The 18,020-nt window shown below is 69.3% G+C and carries 18 protein-coding genes; 13 read left to right on the top strand and 5 right to left on the bottom strand.

Annotated features, from left to right (window positions below; translation table 11 throughout):
• The 3 genes from JMF86_RS12950 to fghA form a co-directional block, all read left to right on the top strand.
• Positions 1-650, top strand: a 650-nt coding sequence (locus JMF86_RS12950) for an FGGY-family carbohydrate kinase (RefSeq protein ID WP_269189815.1), incomplete at its 5' end; no start/stop codon positions are given.
• Positions 651-863: 213 nt separating this feature from the next.
• Positions 864-1,970, top strand: coding sequence for an S-(hydroxymethyl)glutathione dehydrogenase/class III alcohol dehydrogenase (locus JMF86_RS12945; RefSeq protein ID WP_006483756.1), 1,107 nt, complete (start codon positions 864-866; stop codon positions 1,968-1,970).
• 15 nt (positions 1,971-1,985) lie between these two features.
• A complete protein-coding gene (gene fghA, locus JMF86_RS12940) occupies positions 1,986-2,834 on the top strand; it encodes an S-formylglutathione hydrolase (protein ID WP_011546088.1) in 849 nt (282 codons plus the stop codon).
• A gap of 130 nt (positions 2,835-2,964) precedes the next feature.
• Here fghA and JMF86_RS12935 read toward each other — a convergent pair whose 3' ends face one another.
• From JMF86_RS12935 to JMF86_RS12920, 4 genes are read right to left on the bottom strand one after another with little or no spacing between them, the layout of a single operon-like run.
• Entirely contained in the window at positions 2,965-3,747 is a 783-nt protein-coding gene (locus JMF86_RS12935; RefSeq protein WP_011546087.1) for a metal ABC transporter permease, read from the bottom strand.
• Positions 3,740-4,630 (bottom strand): ABC transporter ATP-binding protein, encoded by an 891-nt coding sequence (locus tag JMF86_RS12930; protein WP_011546086.1) that lies wholly within the window; start codon positions 4,628-4,630, stop codon positions 3,740-3,742. Before JMF86_RS12930 ends, JMF86_RS12935 begins: the two co-directional genes overlap by 8 nt.
• A gap of 17 nt (positions 4,631-4,647) precedes the next feature.
• On the bottom strand, positions 4,648-5,559 hold the full coding sequence (locus tag JMF86_RS12925) for a metal ABC transporter solute-binding protein (RefSeq protein ID WP_011546085.1): 912 nt from the start codon (positions 5,557-5,559) through the stop codon (positions 4,648-4,650).
• A 46-nt stretch (positions 5,560-5,605) separates the two neighbouring features.
• Positions 5,606-6,067 (bottom strand): Fur family transcriptional regulator, encoded by a 462-nt coding sequence (locus tag JMF86_RS12920; RefSeq protein WP_011546084.1) that lies wholly within the window; start codon positions 6,065-6,067, stop codon positions 5,606-5,608.
• Between the two features lie 337 nt (positions 6,068-6,404).
• On the opposite strand from JMF86_RS12920, the gene JMF86_RS12915 reads away from it, so the two are divergent.
• The 8 genes from JMF86_RS12915 (at position 6,405) to JMF86_RS12880 (ending at position 14,749) form a co-directional block, all read left to right on the top strand.
• Entirely contained in the window at positions 6,405-7,181 is a 777-nt protein-coding gene (locus JMF86_RS12915; protein ID WP_012329130.1) for an L-iditol 2-dehydrogenase, read from the top strand.
• A 78-nt stretch (positions 7,182-7,259) separates the two neighbouring features.
• Positions 7,260-8,216 carry a sugar kinase gene (locus JMF86_RS12910; RefSeq protein ID WP_006477972.1) on the top strand — a complete coding sequence of 319 codons (957 nt, stop codon included), beginning with the start codon at positions 7,260-7,262 and terminating at the stop codon, positions 8,214-8,216.
• Positions 8,204-9,556 carry a D-tagatose-bisphosphate aldolase, class II, non-catalytic subunit gene (locus JMF86_RS12905; RefSeq protein ID WP_011546082.1) on the top strand — a complete coding sequence of 451 codons (1,353 nt, stop codon included), beginning with the start codon at positions 8,204-8,206 and terminating at the stop codon, positions 9,554-9,556. Before JMF86_RS12910 ends, JMF86_RS12905 begins: the two co-directional genes overlap by 13 nt.
• 72 nt (positions 9,557-9,628) lie before the next feature.
• A complete protein-coding gene (locus tag JMF86_RS12900) occupies positions 9,629-10,954 on the top strand; it encodes a sugar ABC transporter substrate-binding protein (protein WP_006477974.1) in 1,326 nt (441 codons plus the stop codon).
• Between the two features lie 114 nt (positions 10,955-11,068).
• The gene (locus tag JMF86_RS12895) at positions 11,069-12,022 is read left to right on the top strand and encodes a carbohydrate ABC transporter permease (protein ID WP_011546081.1); all 954 of its coding nucleotides are present in this window, start codon (positions 11,069-11,071) and stop codon (positions 12,020-12,022) included.
• Positions 12,019-12,870, top strand: coding sequence for a carbohydrate ABC transporter permease (locus JMF86_RS12890; protein WP_011546080.1), 852 nt, complete (start codon positions 12,019-12,021; stop codon positions 12,868-12,870). Before JMF86_RS12895 ends, JMF86_RS12890 begins: the two co-directional genes overlap by 4 nt.
• Positions 12,867-13,580, top strand: a complete 714-nt coding sequence (locus tag JMF86_RS12885) for an HAD family phosphatase (RefSeq protein ID WP_006477977.1) — start codon at positions 12,867-12,869, stop codon at positions 13,578-13,580. Before JMF86_RS12890 ends, JMF86_RS12885 begins: the two co-directional genes overlap by 4 nt.
• 62 nt (positions 13,581-13,642) lie before the next feature.
• Positions 13,643-14,749: an ABC transporter ATP-binding protein gene (locus JMF86_RS12880; RefSeq protein WP_011546079.1), complete on the top strand. Its 1,107-nt coding sequence runs from the start codon at positions 13,643-13,645 to the stop codon at positions 14,747-14,749.
• Between the two features lie 14 nt (positions 14,750-14,763).
• Here the strand turns inward: JMF86_RS12880 and JMF86_RS12875 are convergent, their stop codons facing one another.
• Positions 14,764-15,648 (bottom strand): LysR family transcriptional regulator, encoded by an 885-nt coding sequence (locus tag JMF86_RS12875; protein ID WP_011546078.1) that lies wholly within the window; start codon positions 15,646-15,648, stop codon positions 14,764-14,766.
• A 113-nt stretch (positions 15,649-15,761) separates the two neighbouring features.
• Between JMF86_RS12875 and JMF86_RS12870 the strand changes: the two genes are divergently transcribed.
• Both JMF86_RS12870 and JMF86_RS12865 read left to right on the top strand, forming a co-directional pair.
• Complete coding sequence (locus JMF86_RS12870) at positions 15,762-16,958, top strand: serine hydrolase (protein ID WP_011546077.1); 1,197 nt, start codon at positions 15,762-15,764, stop codon at positions 16,956-16,958.
• Positions 16,955-18,020: MFS transporter (locus JMF86_RS12865; protein WP_201317007.1), on the top strand; the 1,066-nt coding region annotated here is incomplete at its 3' end. The genes JMF86_RS12870 and JMF86_RS12865, both read left to right, overlap by 4 nt.

Genomic DNA, 18,020 nt, shown 5'->3' with positions numbered 1-18,020 from the left:
CGCGGCGCGGCTTGCATCGCTATCGTGCGGCAGCCGGCGGCGGCTATTACACGATGGCGGCGATGCAGAACGTCGGGCTCGCGCTCGAAGCCGTGCGCGGCTGGCTCGGCTACGCGCGATGGGCCGATGCGTATGACGAAGCGTTCGCCCAGCCGGCGTCCGAACGGCTGTGCTTCCTGCCGTACCTGACCGGCGAGCGTTCGCCGTGGATGAACCCCGATGCGCGCGGCGGCTGGCTCGGCCTCGGGCTCGCCGACACGCGCGGCGCGATGATGCGCGCCGCATTCGAAGGCGTCGCGTTCGCGTTGCGCGCGGGGCTCGATGCGATCCGCGACGCCGATCGCGGCGACGCGGTGACAACGCTGCGTCTCGCGGGCGGCGGCTCGGTCGATCCGCGCTGGCGCCAGTTGCTCGCCGACGCGCTCGGCGCGTCGCTGCACGCGATCGATTGCCCGAACGCCGCGACGCGCGGCGCCGCGCTGCTCGCGGGCGTCGCGATCGGGCATTGGCGTGAAGATGCGTTGCGCGCGCTGGCGCCGGGCGCGTCGCCGATCGCCGCCCCGCACGACGACCGCCTGCTGGCCGCCCGCCACGCGCGCTTCATCGATCTGTACGCCCGCACGGATGCATGGTTCACGACGGGCGTTTAAACTCGAACACTTGTTCTTTTGCGCCAGCGATGACGCATCCTGGCAAGCCGGCGACCGTTTCCCGCACGCGATGCGCGGCGGGAGCGGCCATCATGGCGAGCACGAGATTCTTGCGCCGTGCCACGCGGCACGGCTTCGACCGCTTTGCACGAAACCCGGGCCGGCGCCGCACGCCGGCCCGGGCCGATCTCACCGACACACAGGAGTGACACGATGAAAACGAAAGCCGCGATTGCATGGAAGGCGGGTGCGCCGCTGACGATCGAGGAAGTCGATCTCGAAGGGCCGCGCGCCGGCGAAGTGCTGATCGAAGTGAAGGCGACGGGCATCTGCCACACCGACTACTACACGCTGTCGGGCGCCGATCCGGAAGGGATCTTCCCGGCGATCCTCGGCCATGAAGGCGCGGGCGTGGTGGTCGACGTCGGCCCCGGCGTCGGCACGGTGCGCAAGGGCGACCACGTGATTCCGCTCTACACGCCCGAATGCCGCGAGTGCAAGTTCTGCCTGTCGCGCAAGACCAACCTGTGCCAGAAGATCCGCGCGACGCAGGGCAAGGGCCTGATGCCGGACGCGACGTCGCGCTTCTCGCTCGACGGCAAGCCGCTGTTCCACTACATGGGCACGTCGACGTTCTCGAACTACATCGTCGTGCCGGAGATCGCCGTCGCGAAGGTGCGCGAGGACGCGCCGTTCGACAAGATCTGCTACATCGGCTGCGGCGTGACGACGGGCGTCGGCGCGGTCGTGTACTCGGCGAAGGTCGAGGCCGGTGCGAACGTGGTCGTGTTCGGCCTCGGCGGGATCGGCCTGAACGTGATCCAGGGCGCGAAGATGGTCGGCGCGGACAAGATCATCGGCGTCGACATCAACCCGAAGCGCGTCGAGCTCGCGAAAAAGTTCGGGATGACGCACTTCATCAACCCGAACGAAGTCGAGAACGTCGTCGACCACATCGTGCAGTTGACCGACGGCGGCGCCGACTATTCGTTCGAATGCGTCGGCAACGTGAAGCTGATGCGCCAGGCGCTCGAATGCACGCACAAGGGCTGGGGCCAGTCGTTCATCATCGGCGTGGCGGCGGCGGGCGAGGAGATCAGCACGCGTCCGTTCCAGCTGGTGACGGGCCGGGAGTGGAAGGGCTCGGCGTTCGGCGGCGCGCGCGGGCGCACCGACGTGCCGAAGATCGTCGACTGGTACATGGAAGGCAAGATCAACATCGACGACCTGATCACGCACACGCTGCCGCTCGAGCGGATCAACGAAGGCTTCGACCTGATGAAGGCCGGCGAGTCGATCCGCTCGGTCGTGCTGTACTGACCGGAGCGCACCGCCATGCTCGAACTCGTTTCCTCGCATGCGTGCCACGGCGGCGAGCAGCGTTTCTACCGTCACGATTCGGCGGCCATCGGCCTGCCGATGAAGTTCTCGGTGTATCTGCCGCCGCAGGCCGCGCACGGGCGCGTGCCGGCGCTGTTCTATCTCGCGGGGCTCACGTGCACCGACGAGACGTTCGCGATCAAGGCCGGCGCGCAGCAATACGCGGCGCGGCACGGCATCGCGCTCGTGATGCCCGACACGAGCCCGCGCGGCGCGGGCGTGCCGGGCGAGACCGATGCGTGGGACTTCGGCGTCGGCGCGGGTTTCTACGTCGATGCGACCGAAGCGCCGTGGTCGACGCATTACCGGATGGAGTCGTACGTGACGGGCGAGCTGCGCGAGCTCGTCACGGCCGAGCTGCCGATCGACGGCGCGCGGCTCGGCATCTTCGGTCACTCGATGGGCGGGCACGGGGCGCTGACGCTCGCGTTGCGTCATCCGGGCCTGTACCGGTCGGTGTCGGCGTTCGCGCCGATCGCCGCGCCGACGCGCTGCCCGTGGGGCGAGAAGGCGTTCTCCGGTTATCTCGGCGCCGATCGCGAGACGTGGAAGGCGCACGACGCGAGCGAGCTCGTCGCGCGCGCCGATGCGCCGAAGTTCGCGGACGGCATCCTCGTCGATCAGGGGCTGGCCGACCAGTTCCTCGCGAACCAGCTGAACCCGGACGTATTCGAAGCCGCGTGCGCGAAGGCCGGCCAGCCGCTGACGCTGCGCCGCCATCCGGGCTACGACCACGGCTACTACTTCATCTCGACGTTCATCGCCGACCACCTCGCACATCATGCGCGTGTGCTGGCGCGGTGAGCCGGAACCGACACACGTCGCGCATATGGCGCGCCGCGACGTAATCGCGGGCGCATGAAAAAACGCCGGCGCTGCCCTCGGGCACGCCGGCGTTTTCATTGGCATCGGGCGGCGATGCGCCGGGCCGCGATCAGTTGCGTCGCAACAGGCTCGCGCCGTACACGAGCGCCGACAGCGCGGTGATCCAGAAGCTCGTCGGCCAGTCGGTGTGATACGCGAGCACGATGCCGGCCCACGCTTCGAACAGCGCGAACAGGGCGGCGAGCAGCACGCCCGTCGACAGTCGCGTCGACACGTTCTGCGCGGCCGCGGCCGGCCCGACCAGCAGTGTGAACACGAGCAGCACGCCGACGATCTGCGTGGCCGCGGCCACCGCGAGCGCGCACACCGCGAGGAACAGCATCGACACCGTGCGCAGCGACACGCCCTTGGCTTCGGCCAGTTCGGGCTGCAGCGACGCGAACAGCAACGGCCGCGCGATCAGCGCGAGCGCGGCGAGGCTCACCGCGCCGATGCCAGCGAGCACCGCGAGCGTGTCATGGCTGACCGCGAGCACGTTGCCGAACAGCAAGGCGGTGACCTGCGTCGCGAACGACGTGTAGAAGTGCAGGAACAACAGGCCGAAGCCGAGCGCGCCCGACAGGATCACGCCGATCGCGACGTCGCGGCCCGCGAGCTTTTCGCCGAGCGCGCCCATCCCGATTCCTGCCACGAGCGTGAAGCCGACCATCCCCCAGATCGGCGAGATGCCGAGCAGCACCGCGCCCGTCGCGCCGGTGAAGCCGACGTGCGACAGCGCGTGACCGGCGAAGGTCTGCCCGCGCAGCACCAGGAAATAGCCGACGATGCCCGCGAGCACCGCGACGATCCCCGACGCCGCGAAGGCGTTGATCATGAAGTCGTATTCAAACATCGTGCGAATGCCCGGGATGAGCGTGTCCGTGGTGGTGATGGCCGTGGCCGCCGCCACCGCCGTGCGAATGGCCGTCGTCGTCCTCGTGTTCGTGATCGTGCTTCTCGACTTCGACGTCGCCCGACATCACGAAGATCTTGCCGTTCACGCGCATCACGTCGATCGGCGAGCCGTAGAGGCGCGATAGCACGGGCTTCGTGATCACCTCGTCGACGGTGCCGAGCGCCGCGACGCCGTTGCCGAGATACAGCACGCGGTCGAGCGCGTTCAGCAGCGGGTTCAGTTCGTGAGCGGAGAACAGCACGGTGATGCCGAGCTCGCGCTGCACGTTGCGCACGAGTTCGACGACGCCGCGCTGGTGGTGCGGGTCGAGGCTGATCAGCGGCTCGTCGAGCAGCAGCAACTTCGGATTGCCGAGCAGGCATTGCGCGAGCAGCAGGCGCTGCCGTTCGCCGCCCGACAGTTCGGACAGCGGCCGGCGCGCGAGCGACGGGCCGCCGACGAGGTCGAGCACGCGATCGACGTCGCGGCGCGTGGCCGCGTTCGTGTGCGGCAGGCCCCAGCGGTGGCCGTCGGCGGCCATCGCGACGAAGTCGTAACCGCGCATCCGGCGGTTCGCGAGGCCGCTCCTGATCTGCGGCATGTAGCCGATCGATGCGTTGCCGCGCGCGACCGGCACGCCGCCGACCGACAGCGTGCCGGCCGACACGGGGACGAGGCCGAGCACCGCGCGCATCAGCGTCGTCTTGCCCGCGCCGTTCGGCCCGAGCACGCCGACGAATTCGCCGGGCTCGATCGAGAAGCTGACGTCGCGCAGGATCGTGCGGCCGCCCAGTTCGAGCGTGACGCGATCGAGTGCGAGTGCGTGGGGAGTGGCGGTCATGGGGTTACGGTGGTCTGTTACTTGCCGGCGGAAAGCGCGTTGCCGAGCGCGTCGAGCTGGCCGCCCATCCATTGCTGGAAGGTCTTGCCGGCCGGCTGCGTCTCGGTGACGCTGACGGTCGGCACGCCGCCGTCGCGCGCGATCTTCAGCATGCGCTTGGTCATCGGCTCCTCGGCCTGGCTGTTGTAGATCAGCACGCGCACCTGCTTCTTGCGCAGGTCGCCCTCGAACGCGGCGACGTCCTGCGCGCTGGCTTCGGTGTCGTTCATCGTCGCGAGCTGGAAGCGCTGGTTGCGCATGTCGAGGCCGATCGCGTCCGACATATAGCCGAACACGGGCTCGGTGGCCGTCACGGGCACGCCCTTGTATTTCGCGCGCAGCGCGGCGATCTTGTCGTCGACGGGCTTCAGCGACGCGACGAACTTCTGCAGGTTCGCCTCGTATTCGGCCTTGTTCGCCGGGTCGGCGCGGCCCAGCTCGGCCGCGATCGCGCGTGCGGCCGCCGGCATCGTCGCCGGGTCGTACCACAGGTGCGGGTTGTCGCCGGCCTTCTTGCCGACGAGATCGGCGACGACGATCGTCGCGCGCTTCGCCTGTTTCGACGCGCCGAGCAACTTGCCCATCCACGGATCGTAGTCGGCGCCGTTGTAGATCACGACCTGCGCGTGCTGGAGCGCGCGGGCCGTCTTCGGGCTCGCTTCGAACAGGTGCGGGTCCTGATCCGGATTGCTGAGGATGCTGGTGACCGCGACGTGGCGGCCGCCTATCTGCGACGCGACGTCGCCGTAGAAATTCTCCGCGGCGACGACGTTGACGGTCGCGGCCTGCGCGACCACGGGCGCGGCGAACGACAGCGCGGCGACGGCGGCGGCCAGCCAGCGGACAGGCGACAGGGCGCGCCGCGGCGCGCGCTTCAGGGCAATGGACATGGAACTCCTCGTTGGAAGGGCGACGCGTACGCCGCGCGATTCGGCGTCAGCGCTGCGCGGGCTTGCGCTTGCAGTGCCCGCACAGGCCGCTCAGCTCGACGACCTGGTGGTGGACTTCGAAACCGTGCGCGGGCTCGCTCGCGGACAACTGCTTCGCGAGGTCGCCGCCGGGAATCTCGACGGTGTCGCCGCACGAATCGCAGATCAGGAACTGGCCTTCGTGCGGCACGCCGATCTCGCAGCAGGCGAAGAACGCGTTCTTCGATTCGATCCGGTGGATGAAGCCGTGCTCGACGAGGAAATCCAGCGCGCGATAGACGGTCGTCGGCGGCACGCGGCCGCGCTGCGGTTCGAGTTCGGCAAGCAGGTCGTACGCGCCGATCGGGCGCTGTGCGGCCAGCACGCGTTCGTAGACCTGGCGGCGTAGCGGCGTCCACGCGAGCCCGTGCTCGGCGGCGAATGCGTCGGCCCGGGACAGCCGGGCGTCAATGGACGATGAGGTAGCCATGGCGTGAAGCAGGGCGATGAAACAAAGTACGGCGATGATATAACGTATCGTCGCGTCGTGCAGCGCGAATTCCGTTTTCCGCCTCGTTCCGCCCACGCTCCGTCCCCTTCATCGTCGATACCACCGCGCCGCACCGTGCGTCCCGCGCCTTGCCGCGCGGGCACGGCGGGGCGTCGTCGTGCGCCGCCGTGCCGCAGCGCGTCATAGAAAGCCGTCACGTCGCCTTGACAGCGCGCATCGCGTATCCGATCATTCGATCACTAACAGAGCAATTGATCGGTAGATGAGCGTTCGCTCACCTCGACCGTCGTGCAACAGAACGAACCGGAGACAGCCAGTGAGACTGGAAGACAAGGTCGCGATCCTGACGGGCGCCGCAAGCGGCATCGGCGAGGCGGTCGCGCAACGCTATCTGGACGAGGGCGCGCGCTGCGTGCTCGTCGACGTGAAGCCGGCAGGCGGCTCGCTCGCGCGGCTGATCGAGGCCAATCCGGGCCGCGCGGTGGCCGTCACGGCCGACGTCACGCGCCGCGACGACATCACGCGGATCGTCGCCACGGCGGTCGAGCGCTTCGGCGGCGTCGACATCCTGTTCAACAACGCGGCGCTGTTCGACATGCGCCCGCTCCTCGATGAATCCTGGGACGTGTTCGACCGGCTGTTCTCGGTCAACGTGAAAGGGCTGTTCTTCCTGATGCAGGCGGTTGCGCAACGGATGGTCGAGCAGGGGCGCGGCGGCAAGATCGTCAACATGTCGTCGCAGGCCGGCCGCCGCGGCGAGGCGCTCGTTTCGCACTACTGCGCGACCAAGGCCGCGGTGATCAGCTATACGCAGTCGGCCGCGCTCGCGCTCGCGCCGCACCGGATCAACGTGAACGGCATCGCGCCGGGCGTGGTCGACACGCCGATGTGGGAGCAGGTCGATGCGCTGTTCGCGCGCTACGAGAACCGGCCGCTCGGCGAGAAGAAGCGGCTCGTCGGTGAAGCCGTGCCGCTCGGCCGCATGGGCGTGCCGGGCGACCTGACGGGCGCCGCGCTGTTCCTCGCGTCGGCCGATGCCGACTACATCACCGCCCAGACGTTGAACGTCGATGGCGGCAACTGGATGAGCTGACGTGGCGCCGCTCGCACGCGCCATCCGCCGGCCGGCCCGCGACGCAGCGGCCGCCGTCGCACGAGGAGGGCTCGCCTGATGGCCGAGATCGTCGTCGCCGGCGAACTGCTGGCCGAATTCGTCGCCGCCGAGCGCGGCCAGGGTTTCGATACGCCAGGCCTGTTCGAAGGACCGTTCCCGAGCGGCGCGCCGGCGATCTTCGCCGATCAGGCCGCGCGGCTCGGTGCGCGCGTCGCGTATGCGGGCTGCGTCGGCCGCGATGCGTTCGGCGATGCGATCGTCGCGCGGCTCGCCCGGGACGGCGTCGACGTCGCGCGCATTCGTCGCGTCGCCCGCCCGACCGGCACCGCGTTCGTCGCGTATCGCGACGACGGCTCGCGCAGTTTTGTGTTCACGTTGTCGACCAGTGCCGCGGCGTGCGTCGATGCGTCCGACGTCGACACCGCGATGTTCGACGGCTGCCGCTACTTCCACGTGATGGGCTCGTCGCTGACGAGCGAATCGGCGATCGCGGCCGTGCAGCGCGGCGTGATCGAGGCTGCGCGCGCCGGCGCCAAGGTGTCGTTCGATCCGAACGTGCGGCCTGAAATGCTGAGTTTCCGCCCGATGCGCGCGGCGCTCGACGAGATGCTCGCCGCGTGCCACCTGTTCCTGCCGAGCGAAGCCGACCTGCCGTTCTTCTGCGGCCCGCAGCCGGCCGAGCGCGCGATCGCGGGCCTGCTCGCGACGCATCCGCTGCTCGAGCGCGTCGTGCTCAAACGCGGCGCGCAAGGCAGCGTCGCGTTCGATCGCGCGCACCGTGCCGAAGCGCCGGCGTTCCCGGTCGACGAAGTCGATCCGACCGGCGCCGGCGACTGCTTCGGCGGCACGCTGGTCGCGAGCCTCGTCGCGGGCGTGGCCGTCGACGTCGCGCTGCGCCGTGCGAACGCGGCCGGCGCGATCGCGGTCACGCGGCGCGGCCCGATGGAAGGCAACAGCAGCGCGGCCGAGATCGACCGCTTCCTGACCGAACGGGGGATCGCATGTCCGGCCTGACGACCGTTGCCGAACGCCCGCGCACCGCGCACGCGGACACCGTGCTGCGGATGATCTTCGACGCGAACCGCGCGGACGCGCAGCGCGGCATCTATTCGGTCTGCAGCGCGCACCGGCTGGTGCTGGAGGCCGCGTGCGAAGCCGCGCGCGCGGACGGCTCGCCGCTCTTGATCGAGGCGACCTGCAATCAGGTCAACCATCTCGGCGGCTATACGGGCATGACGCCGGCCGATTTTCGTCGCGACGTCGATGCGATTGCCGCGCGCTGCGGGCTCGCGTCGTCGGCGCTCGTGCTCGGCGGCGACCATCTCGGCCCGAACCCGTGGCGGCACCGTCGCGCGGCCGACGCGATGCGGGAAGCCGCTGCGATGGTCGCCGCGTATGTCGAAGCCGGTTTCGAAAAGATCCACCTCGATGCGAGCATGGCGTGCGCGGACGATCCGGCACGGCTCGACGATCGCACGATCGCCGCGCGCGCGGCGGAGCTGTGCCGTGTCGCGGAAGACGCGGCGGCGCGCGTCGGGATCGCGCCCGTCTACGTGATCGGCACCGAGGTGCCGACGCCGGGCGGCGAGGTGAGCGGCGACGCAAGTAACGATGCGATCGCGCAGATCGCGGTCACGCGCAGCGACAGCATCGCGGCGACGCTCGACGCGCACCGCCGCGCGTTCTCGGCGGCCGGGCTCGACGACGCGTGGACGCGCGTCGTCGCGATCGTCGCGCAGCCGGGCGTCGACTTCGACGATCGCCACGTGCTCGATTACGACAGTGCCAAGGCCGCGTCACTGGGCGCGAGTATCCTGCAGACACCGCGCCTCGTGTTCGAAGCGCATTCGACCGATTACCAGACGGAAGCCGCGCTCGCCGCGCTGGTGCGCGACCACTTCGCGGTGCTGAAGGTCGGCCCCGCGCTGACGTTCGCGCTGCGCGAGGCGCTGTTCGCGCTGACGTTCATCGAGGACGCGCTGATCGACGACGTCGCGCAGCGCTCGCGGTTGCGCGACGTCGTCGATGCGGCGATGCGCGCGCAGCCCGAACACTGGGCGCCGTACTACCGCGGCGACGAGACCGCGCAGCGGCTCGCGCGCCAGTTCAGCTACAGCGACCGCATCCGCTATTACTGGCTGCAGCCGGCCGTCGCGGCCGCGGTCGAGCAGCTGTTCGGCAACCTCGCGCGGCAGCCGGTGCCGGAGACGCTCGTCGCGCAGTGGCTGCCGGATGTCTACGCGGCGTGCCGCGCGGGCGGCCTCGCGAAAGAGCCGCGCGCATGGGTGCGCCACCGGATACGCGACGTGATCGCGCACTATGCGCGCGCGTGCGGGATGCAGCGGCCGGCATGACGGGCCGCGAAGGAAACGACGCAACACCGACACAAGACCGACGACATTTCGAACAATCACAGGAGACATGCCATGCAACGAAAGATGCTCGACGCCGCCGCACGCTGTTTCGCCGGAGCCGCGCTCGCGACGGCGGCCTGCGCGGCGTCCGCCGGCACGCTGACGATCGCGACGCTGAACAACCCCGACATGATCGAGCTGAAGAAGCTGTCGCCGGCGTTCGAGAAGGCGAACCCCGACATCAAGCTGAACTGGGTGATCCTCGAGGAGAACGTGCTGCGCCAGCGCGCGACGACCGACATCACGACCGGCAGCGGCCAGTTCGACGTGATGGCGATCGGCACCTATGAAACGCCGCAGTGGGGCAAGCGTGGCTGGCTCGCGCCGATCACGGGGCTGCCGGCCGACTACGACCTGAACGACATCGTGAAGACCGCGCGCGACAGCCTGTCGTACAACGGTCAGCTCTACGCGCTGCCGTTCTACGTCGAAAGCTCGATGACGTTCTACCGCAAGGACCTGTTCGCGGCGAAGGGGCTGAAGATGCCCGACCAGCCGACCTACGACCAGATCGCCGAATTCGCGGACAAGCTGACCGACAAGTCGAAGGGCACCTACGGGATCTGCCTGCGCGGCAAGGCCGGCTGGGGCGAGAACATGGCGTACGTGTCGACGGTCGTGAACACGTTCGGCGGACGCTGGTTCGACGAGAACTGGAACGCGCAGCTCACGTCGCCCGAATGGAAGAAGGCGATCAATTTCTACGTGAACCTGCTGAAGAAGAACGGCCCGCCGGGAGCGAGCTCGAACGGCTTCAACGAGAACCTGACGCTGACCGCGTCCGGCAAGTGCGCGATGTGGATCGACGCGACGGTCGCGGCCGGGATGCTCTACAACAAGCAGCAGTCGCAGGTGGCCGACAAGATCGGCTTCGCGGCCGCGCCGGTCGCCGCGACGCCGAAGGGCTCGCACTGGCTGTGGGCGTGGGCGCTGGCCGTGCCGAAGACGTCGAAGCAGCAGGACGCCGCGCGCAAGTTCATCGCGTGGGCGACGTCGAAACAGTACATCGAGATGGTCGGCAAGGACGAAGGCTGGGCGTCGGTGCCGCCGGGCACGCGTACGTCGACGTATCAGCGCGCCGAGTACAAGGCCGCCGCGCCGTTCTCGGACTTCGTGCTGAAGGCGATCGAGACGGCCGACCCGAACGATCCGTCGCTGAAGAAGGTGCCGTACACGGGCGTGCAGTACGTCGGGATTCCTGAATTCCAGTCGTTCGGCACGGTGGTCGGCCAGTCGATCGCGGGCGCGGTCGCGGGCCAGATGTCGGTCGACCAGGCGCTCGCCGCCGGACAGGCCGCGGCCGACCGCGCAGTGCGGCAGGCCGGCTACAAGAAGTAACGCGCAAGCCGTCGCGCGGCCCGCATCGTGCGCCTTGGTGCACGGCGCGGGCCGGCTAGGCCGACAGGCGGGCAGGCCGTTCGCGCCCGCGCATCAACCGGAGGGACTCCGATCATGCGTCACCTGCGTCTTCCCCTGAGTCACGCTCACGCGCCGTCGGTCGGCGACGCGTCGTCGCCGCCCGGCGCCCCGCGCCGCGCGCGCGGCGGCGCGAGCTGGCTCGTGTCGCCGTCCGTCGCGGTGCTGCTGCTGTGGATGTCGATTCCGCTCGCGATGACGATCTGGTATTCGTTCTCGCGCTACAACCTGCTGAACCCGGACGTGAAGGGCTTCGCCGGGTTCGACAACTACCGCTTCCTCGCGACCGATCCGTCGTTCCTGCCGGCGATCTGGCACACGCTGGTGCTGATCGGCGCGGTGCTCGCGATCACCGTGATCGGCGGCGTGCTGATGGCCGTGCTGTTCGACCGCAAGTTCTACGGGCAGGGCGTCGCGCGGCTGCTCGCGATCGCGCCGTTCTTCGTGATGCCGACCGTCTCCGCGCTGATCTGGAAGAACATGATCCTGCATCCGGTGTACGGGCTCGTCGCGAACGCGATGCGCGCGCTCGGGATGACGCCGATCGACTGGTTCGCCGATTACCCGTTGACCGCCGTGATCATCATCGTCGCGTGGCAGTGGCTGCCGTTCGCGTTCCTGATCCTGTTCACCGCGATCCAGTCGCTCGACCAGGAGCAGAAGGAGGCCGCGCGCATCGACGGCGCCGGCCCGATCGCGATGTTCTTCTACATCACGCTGCCGCACCTGAAGCGCGCGATCGCCGTGGTCGTGATGATGGAGACGATCTTCCTGCTGTCGATCTTCGCGGAAATCTATACGACGACCGGCGGCGGCCCGGGCGACGCGACGACCAACCTGTCGTACCTGATCTATGCGCTCGGCCTGCAGCAGTTCGACGTCGGCCTCGCATCCGCGGGCGGCATCATCGCCGTCGTGGTCGCGAACGTCGTGTCGTTCTTCCTCGTGCGGATGCTCGCGCGCAACCTGAAGGGAGAGTACGAAAAATGAGCGACCTGACCTTGGCAGGCCGGCGCACGCCGGCCGTGTTCGATCTCGTGCGGCGCGCGCTGCCCGGTACGCTCGCGTGGCTGATCGCGCTCCTGCTGTTCTTCCCGATCTTCTGGATGGCGATCACCGCGTTCAAGACCGAACAGCAGGCGTACGCGTCGACGCTGTTCTTCATGCCGACGCTGGACAGCTTCCGCGAGGTGTTCGCGCGCAGCAACTACTTCGGGTTCGCGTGGAATTCGATCCTGATCTCGGCCGGCGTCACGGTGATCTCGCTGCTGTTCGCGGTGCCGGCCGCGTACGCGATGGCGTTCTTCCCGAACCACCGCACGCAGAAGGTGCTGCTGTGGATGCTGTCGACCAAGATGATGCCGTCAGTCGGCGTGCTGGTGCCGATCTACCTGCTGTGGAAGAACGCGGGGCTGCTCGATACCGTGTCGGGGCTCGTGATCGTCTATACGCTGATCAACCTGCCGATCGCGGTGTGGATGACCTTCACGTACTTCAACGAGATCCCGAAGGACATCCTGGAAGCCGGGCGCATCGACGGCGCGTCGACGTGGCAGGAGATCGTCTACCTGCTGATGCCGATGGCGCTACCGGGGCTCGCGTCCACCGCGCTGCTGCTCGTGATCCTGTCGTGGAACGAGGCGTTCTGGAGCATCAACCTGTCGAGCTCGAACGCGGCGCCGTTGACGGTGTTCATCGCGTCGTACTCGAGCCCCGAAGGGCTGTTCTGGGCGAAGCTGTCCGCGGCTTCGCTGCTCGCGGTCGCGCCGATCCTGATCGTCGGCTGGCTGTCGCAGAAGCAGCTCGTGCGCGGGCTCACGTTCGGGGCGGTTAAATGAGCGGCGCAAGCAAAGGCGCGGCCGGTCACGGCGTGAACGTGCTGATCTGCGATTGCGACGGCGTGCTGATCGACAGCGAGGCCGTGGCCGCCGACGTGATCGTGCGCGAACTCGATGCGCGCTGGCCGGGCGTCGATGCGCGGCCGGCCGTGATGCCGCTGCTCGGGCTGCGCATCGAGCGCGTGCTAGCTGGCGCGAGCGACGCGGTCGGCCGCACGCTGTCGGCCGACGACGTCGACGCGATCCGCCGCGCGGTTGAGGCGGCGGCCGTCAACGCGCCGATGGTCGACGGCATCGATGCGGCGCTGGCCGCGATCGACCTGACGACGGCGTGCGCGAGCAACAGCTATCGCGCGTACGTCGAAGCGGCGCTCGCGCGCACCGGCCTCGCGCGCTTTTTCGGCGACCGGTTGTTCTGCGCGGATTCGGTCGCGCGGCCGAAGCCGGCGCCCGACGTGTATCTGGCAGCCGCACGCGCGCTCGGCGTGGTGCCCGCGCAATGCCTGGTGGTCGAGGACAGCGTGACCGGCATCACCGCGGCGGCCGCGGCCGGCATGACCGTGCTCGGCTTCGTCGGCGGCGGGCACGCGTCGGCGGCGCAGATCGACGCGTTGCGCGGCATCGGCGCGCGGCACGTATTCGACGACATGCACGAGCTGCCCGGCTACGTCGCGCGCTGGCAGGCGACGGGCGCGGTGCTGCCGAACTAGCAATCAGGAACGAAGGCGCGCCGCTTTCAACGCGGCGCATCACGAACGAACGGAGACAGATCATGGCAAGCGTGCTCCTGCGCAACATCGCGAAGCGCTACGACGACACCGAAGTGCTGCGCAACGTGAACCTCGACATCGCCGACGGCGAATTCGTCGTGTTCGTCGGCCCGAGCGGCTGCGGCAAATCCACGCTGATGCGGATGATCGCCGGCCTGGAAGACATTTCGAACGGCGACCTGCTGATCGACGGCGCGAAGGTCAACGACGTGCCGAGCGCGAAGCGCGGCATCGCGATGGTGTTCCAGTCGTATGCGCTGTACCCGCACATGACGCTGTACGACAACATGGCGTTCGGCCTGAAGCTCGCCGGCGCGAAGAAGCCCGAGATCGACCAGGCCGTGAAGCAGGCCGCGAAGATCCTGCACATCGATCACCTGCTCGACCGCAAGCCGAAGCAGTTGTCGGGCGGCCAGCGGCAGCGCGTCGCGATCGGCCGCGCGATCACGAGGAAGCCGAAGGTGTTCCTGTTCGACGAACCGCTGTCGAACCTCGACGCCGCGCTGCGCGTGAAGATGCGGCTGGAGTTCGCGCGGCTGCACGACGAGCTGAAGACGACGATGATCTACGTGACGCACGACCAGGTCGAGGCGATGACGCTCGCCGACAAGATCGTCGTGCTGTCGGGCGGCGCGGTGCAGCAGGTCGGCACGCCGAACGCGCTGTATCACGCGCCGGCGAACCAGTTCGTCGCGGGCTTCATCGGCTCGCCGAAGATGAACTTCCTGAAGGGCACGGTCGAATCGGCCGATGCGGGCGGCGTGCTCGTGCGCTTCGACAGCGGCGAGACGCAGCATGTCGCGGTCGATGCGGCGGGGCTGCAGCGCGGCGCCGCGGTGACCGTCGGCGTGCGGCCCGAGCATCTGCTGGTCGATGCGGCGGCGGGCGTCGCCGCGCGGACGATGGCCGTCGAGTCGCTCGGCGACGCCGCGTACCTGTATGCGGAGTCGGCCGTCGCACCGGACGGGCTGATCGCGCGGATTCCGCCGCTCGACACGTACCGCACCGGCGAGGCGCTGCGCGTGCATGCGCAGGCCGAGCACTGCCACCTGTTCGACGAGCACGGGCAGGCGCTGCGGCGGCTCAGCGCGCACGCGAAGGCGGCTTGACGGCCGCGCGCCGGTTACAGCCGCAAATGCTCGGCCATGTAGTCGACGAACGCGCGCAGCTTGGGCAGCGGATGGCGGCCCGACGGCCATAGCACGTAGAACGGCGTGCGGCTCGCGACGTGATCGTCGAGCACTGCGCGCAGCCTGCCGTCGGCGAGCGTGTCGCGCACGAAGAACTCGGGCAGGCACGCGATGCCGAGCCCGCGCAGCGCGAAGCACAGGCGCGTCTCGGCGTTGTTGCTGACCATCGAGACGGGTACCTCCGGCGGCGTGCCGGCGCGCGGCGCGCGCAGCGGCCAGATCTCGAGCTTGCCGCTGCTCGGGAATCGGTAATGCAGGCAGCGGTGCTGCGCGAGGTCGGCCGGCGTGCGCGGCGTGCCGTGCCGTTCGAGATAGTCGGGCGACGCGACCAGGTGCTGGCGGAAGTGGCCGAGCAGCCGCGACGACAGCCGGGAATCGGTCGGATGGCCGGTGCGCAGTACCACGTCGAAGCCTTCGTCGATCACGTCGACGATCCGGTCGCTGAAATCGATGTCGAGCTCGATCTCCGGATACGCGGCCATGAAATCGGCGAGCACCGGCAGTAGCAACGTGCCGATCGTCGGCAGGCTCACGCGCAGCCGCCCGCGCGGCGCCTCGACGCTCTGCGTCAGTTCCTGCTCGGCCGCGTCGATTTCGGCGATCACGCGCCGGCATCGTTCGAGAAAGCGCGTGCCTTCGGCCGTCAGCGTGATGCTGCGCGTGCTGCGGTGAAAGAGCCGCACGTTCAGGCGTGCCTCGAGCCGCGCGATGCGCTTGCCGATCGCCGATGCCGACAGTCCGAGCGCTCGGCCGGCCGCGACGAAGCTGCGCGTTTCCGCGACCTGGACGAACACGACGAAGCCGCCAAGATTTTCCATGCAGGTTCCCGATTGCGGACACCCATGTCCGGAGTGTCCGGAACTCTAACCCGATTTTTCTTCTCGTGCCGGCTCCCTACGATGGGCGTTCCTTCACTGTTCGAGGTCACGCCATGTCATCACTGCCTGTCACCGCCCGCCGCGCCGAACCGGATGCCGCGCTGCGCGCCCGGCTCGATGCCGTGCTCGACCGCGCGCTGGCCGATGCGCGCGCGGTCGGCGCGGTCGTGCTGGTCGCGCGCGACGGCGAATTGCGTTATGCACGCGCGGCCGGGCTGGCCGATCGCGAAGCCGGCACGCCGATGCGCGAGGACACGCTGTTCCGGCTCGCGTCGGTATCCAAGCCGATCGTGACGGCCGCCGCGATGCGGCTGGTCGCGGCATCGAAGATCGGGCTCGACGAGCCGGTCGCGCGCTGGCTGCCCGCGTTCACGCCGACGCTCGCGGACGGCACGCCGGCGAACATCACGCTGCGGCATCTGCTGTCGCACACGGCCGGGCTCGGCTATCGCTTTCTCGAAGCCGACGCCGACGGCCCGTATGCACGCGCGGGCGTGTCCGACGGGATGGATCGCGCGAGCCTGTCGCTCGCCGAGAACGTGCGGCGCATCGCCGGCGTGCCGCTGCAGTTCGCGCCCGGCACGTCGTGGGGCTACTCGCTTGCGACCGACGTGGTCGGCGCGCTGATCGAGGCGGTCGACGGCCGCCCGCTCGCCGACGCCGTGGCGGCGCTCGTGACGACGCCGCTCGGGATGGCCGACACGGCATTTTTCACGCATGACGCGGCGCGTCTGGCGACGCCTTACGTCAGCACGCCCGACGTGCCGCGCCGGATGGCGGACGACGATCTCGTGCCGGTGTTCGACGGCACGGTCGGTATCCGCTTCGAGCCGGCGCGCGCGTTCGACGCGACCGCGTGGCCGTCGGGCGGCGCGGGCATGGTCGGCACCGCGCACGATTGCCTGACGCTGCTCGATACGCTGCGCACGGGCCTCGACGGCTGGCTCGCACCGCGCTGGATCGACGAGATGGCGCGGGTGCAGCCGGGCGCGCACGACTTGCCGGATGCGCCGGGATTCGGTTTCGGACTCGGTTTTTCCGTGCTGCATGACCCGGTGGCCGCGCAATCGCCGGAGTCGGTCGGCACCTGGCGCTGGGGCGGTGCGTACGGGCATGCGTGGTTCGTCGACCGCGCAGCCGGGCTGACGGTCGTCGCACTGACCAATACGTTATACGAAGGGATGCACGGGCGCATCGTCACCGACGTGCGCGATGCGGTGTATGGCATCGACGACCGGAGCGCGGCATGAGCGAGTGCGTATCCGTCTCCGACCGCGCTGTCGATCGTGCGGCAGATTCGTCCGCGCCGGCTCGTGCACGTCTGCCCGTCGCGAACCTGTTCGCGCTGGCCACCGCCGGCTTCATCACGGTGCTCACCGAAGCGTTGCCGGCCGGCCTGCTGCCGCTGATGAGCGCCGACCTGCACGTGACCGAGGCGCTGATCGGTCAACTGGTGACCGTCTACGCGCTGGGTTCGATCGTCGCGGCGATCCCGCTCGTCGCCGCGACGCGTGCGATGCGCCGGCGCCGGTTGCTGCTCGCGGCGCTGGCCGGCTTCGTCGTGTCGAATGCGCTGACGGCCGCGTCGCCGTACTACGCGCTCACGCTGGCCGCGCGCTTCGTCGCGGGGATGTCGGCCGGGCTGCTGTGGGCGCTGCTGGCGGGCTACGCGAGCCGGCTGGTCGACCCGTCGCTGCGCGGCAGGGCGATCGCGGTCGCGATGCTCGGCATACCGGCAGCGATGTCGATCGGCATTCCGGCCGGCACGGCGCTCGGCGCGATGTTCGGCTGGCGCGTCGCGTTCGCCGGGATCACGGTCGCGGCGCTGGCGCTGATCGGCTGGATTCGCCTGCGCGTGCCCGACTATCCGGGCCAGCCGGCCGGCGCGCGCGAGCCGGTGCTCGGCGTGATGGCGCTGCCCGGCGTGCGGCCGGTGCTGACGGTGATGTTCGCGTACGTGCTCGCGCACAACATGCTGTACACGTACGTCGCGCCGTTCCTTGCGGGCGTGCGGATGGGCGCGCAGGTCGATGTGGTGCTGTTCGTGTTCGGCGTCGCGTCCCTCGTCGGCATCGCGCTGACGGGTGCATGGATCGGCGTCGCGCAGCGGCGGCTGACGCTCGCGAGCATCGCGCTGTTCGCATTGGCGGCGGCGATGCTCGGCGCCGGGTCGGGGATGACGTTCGTCTATGCGGGCGTCGTGCTGTGGGGGCTCGCGTTCGGCGGCGCGCCGACGCTGTTCCAGACGGCCACCGCGAACGCGGCGGGGGAGTCGGCCGACGTCGCGCAGTCGATGCTGGTGACGGTCTGGA

This window comes from Burkholderia sp. E168m15 (assembly GCF_016586105.1).
Classification (GTDB): Bacteria; Pseudomonadota; Gammaproteobacteria; order Burkholderiales; family Burkholderiaceae; genus Burkholderia; species Burkholderia orbicola.
Note: the sequence above shows the minus strand (reverse complement) of the source record. Positions and strands in the feature narration are given on the sequence as shown.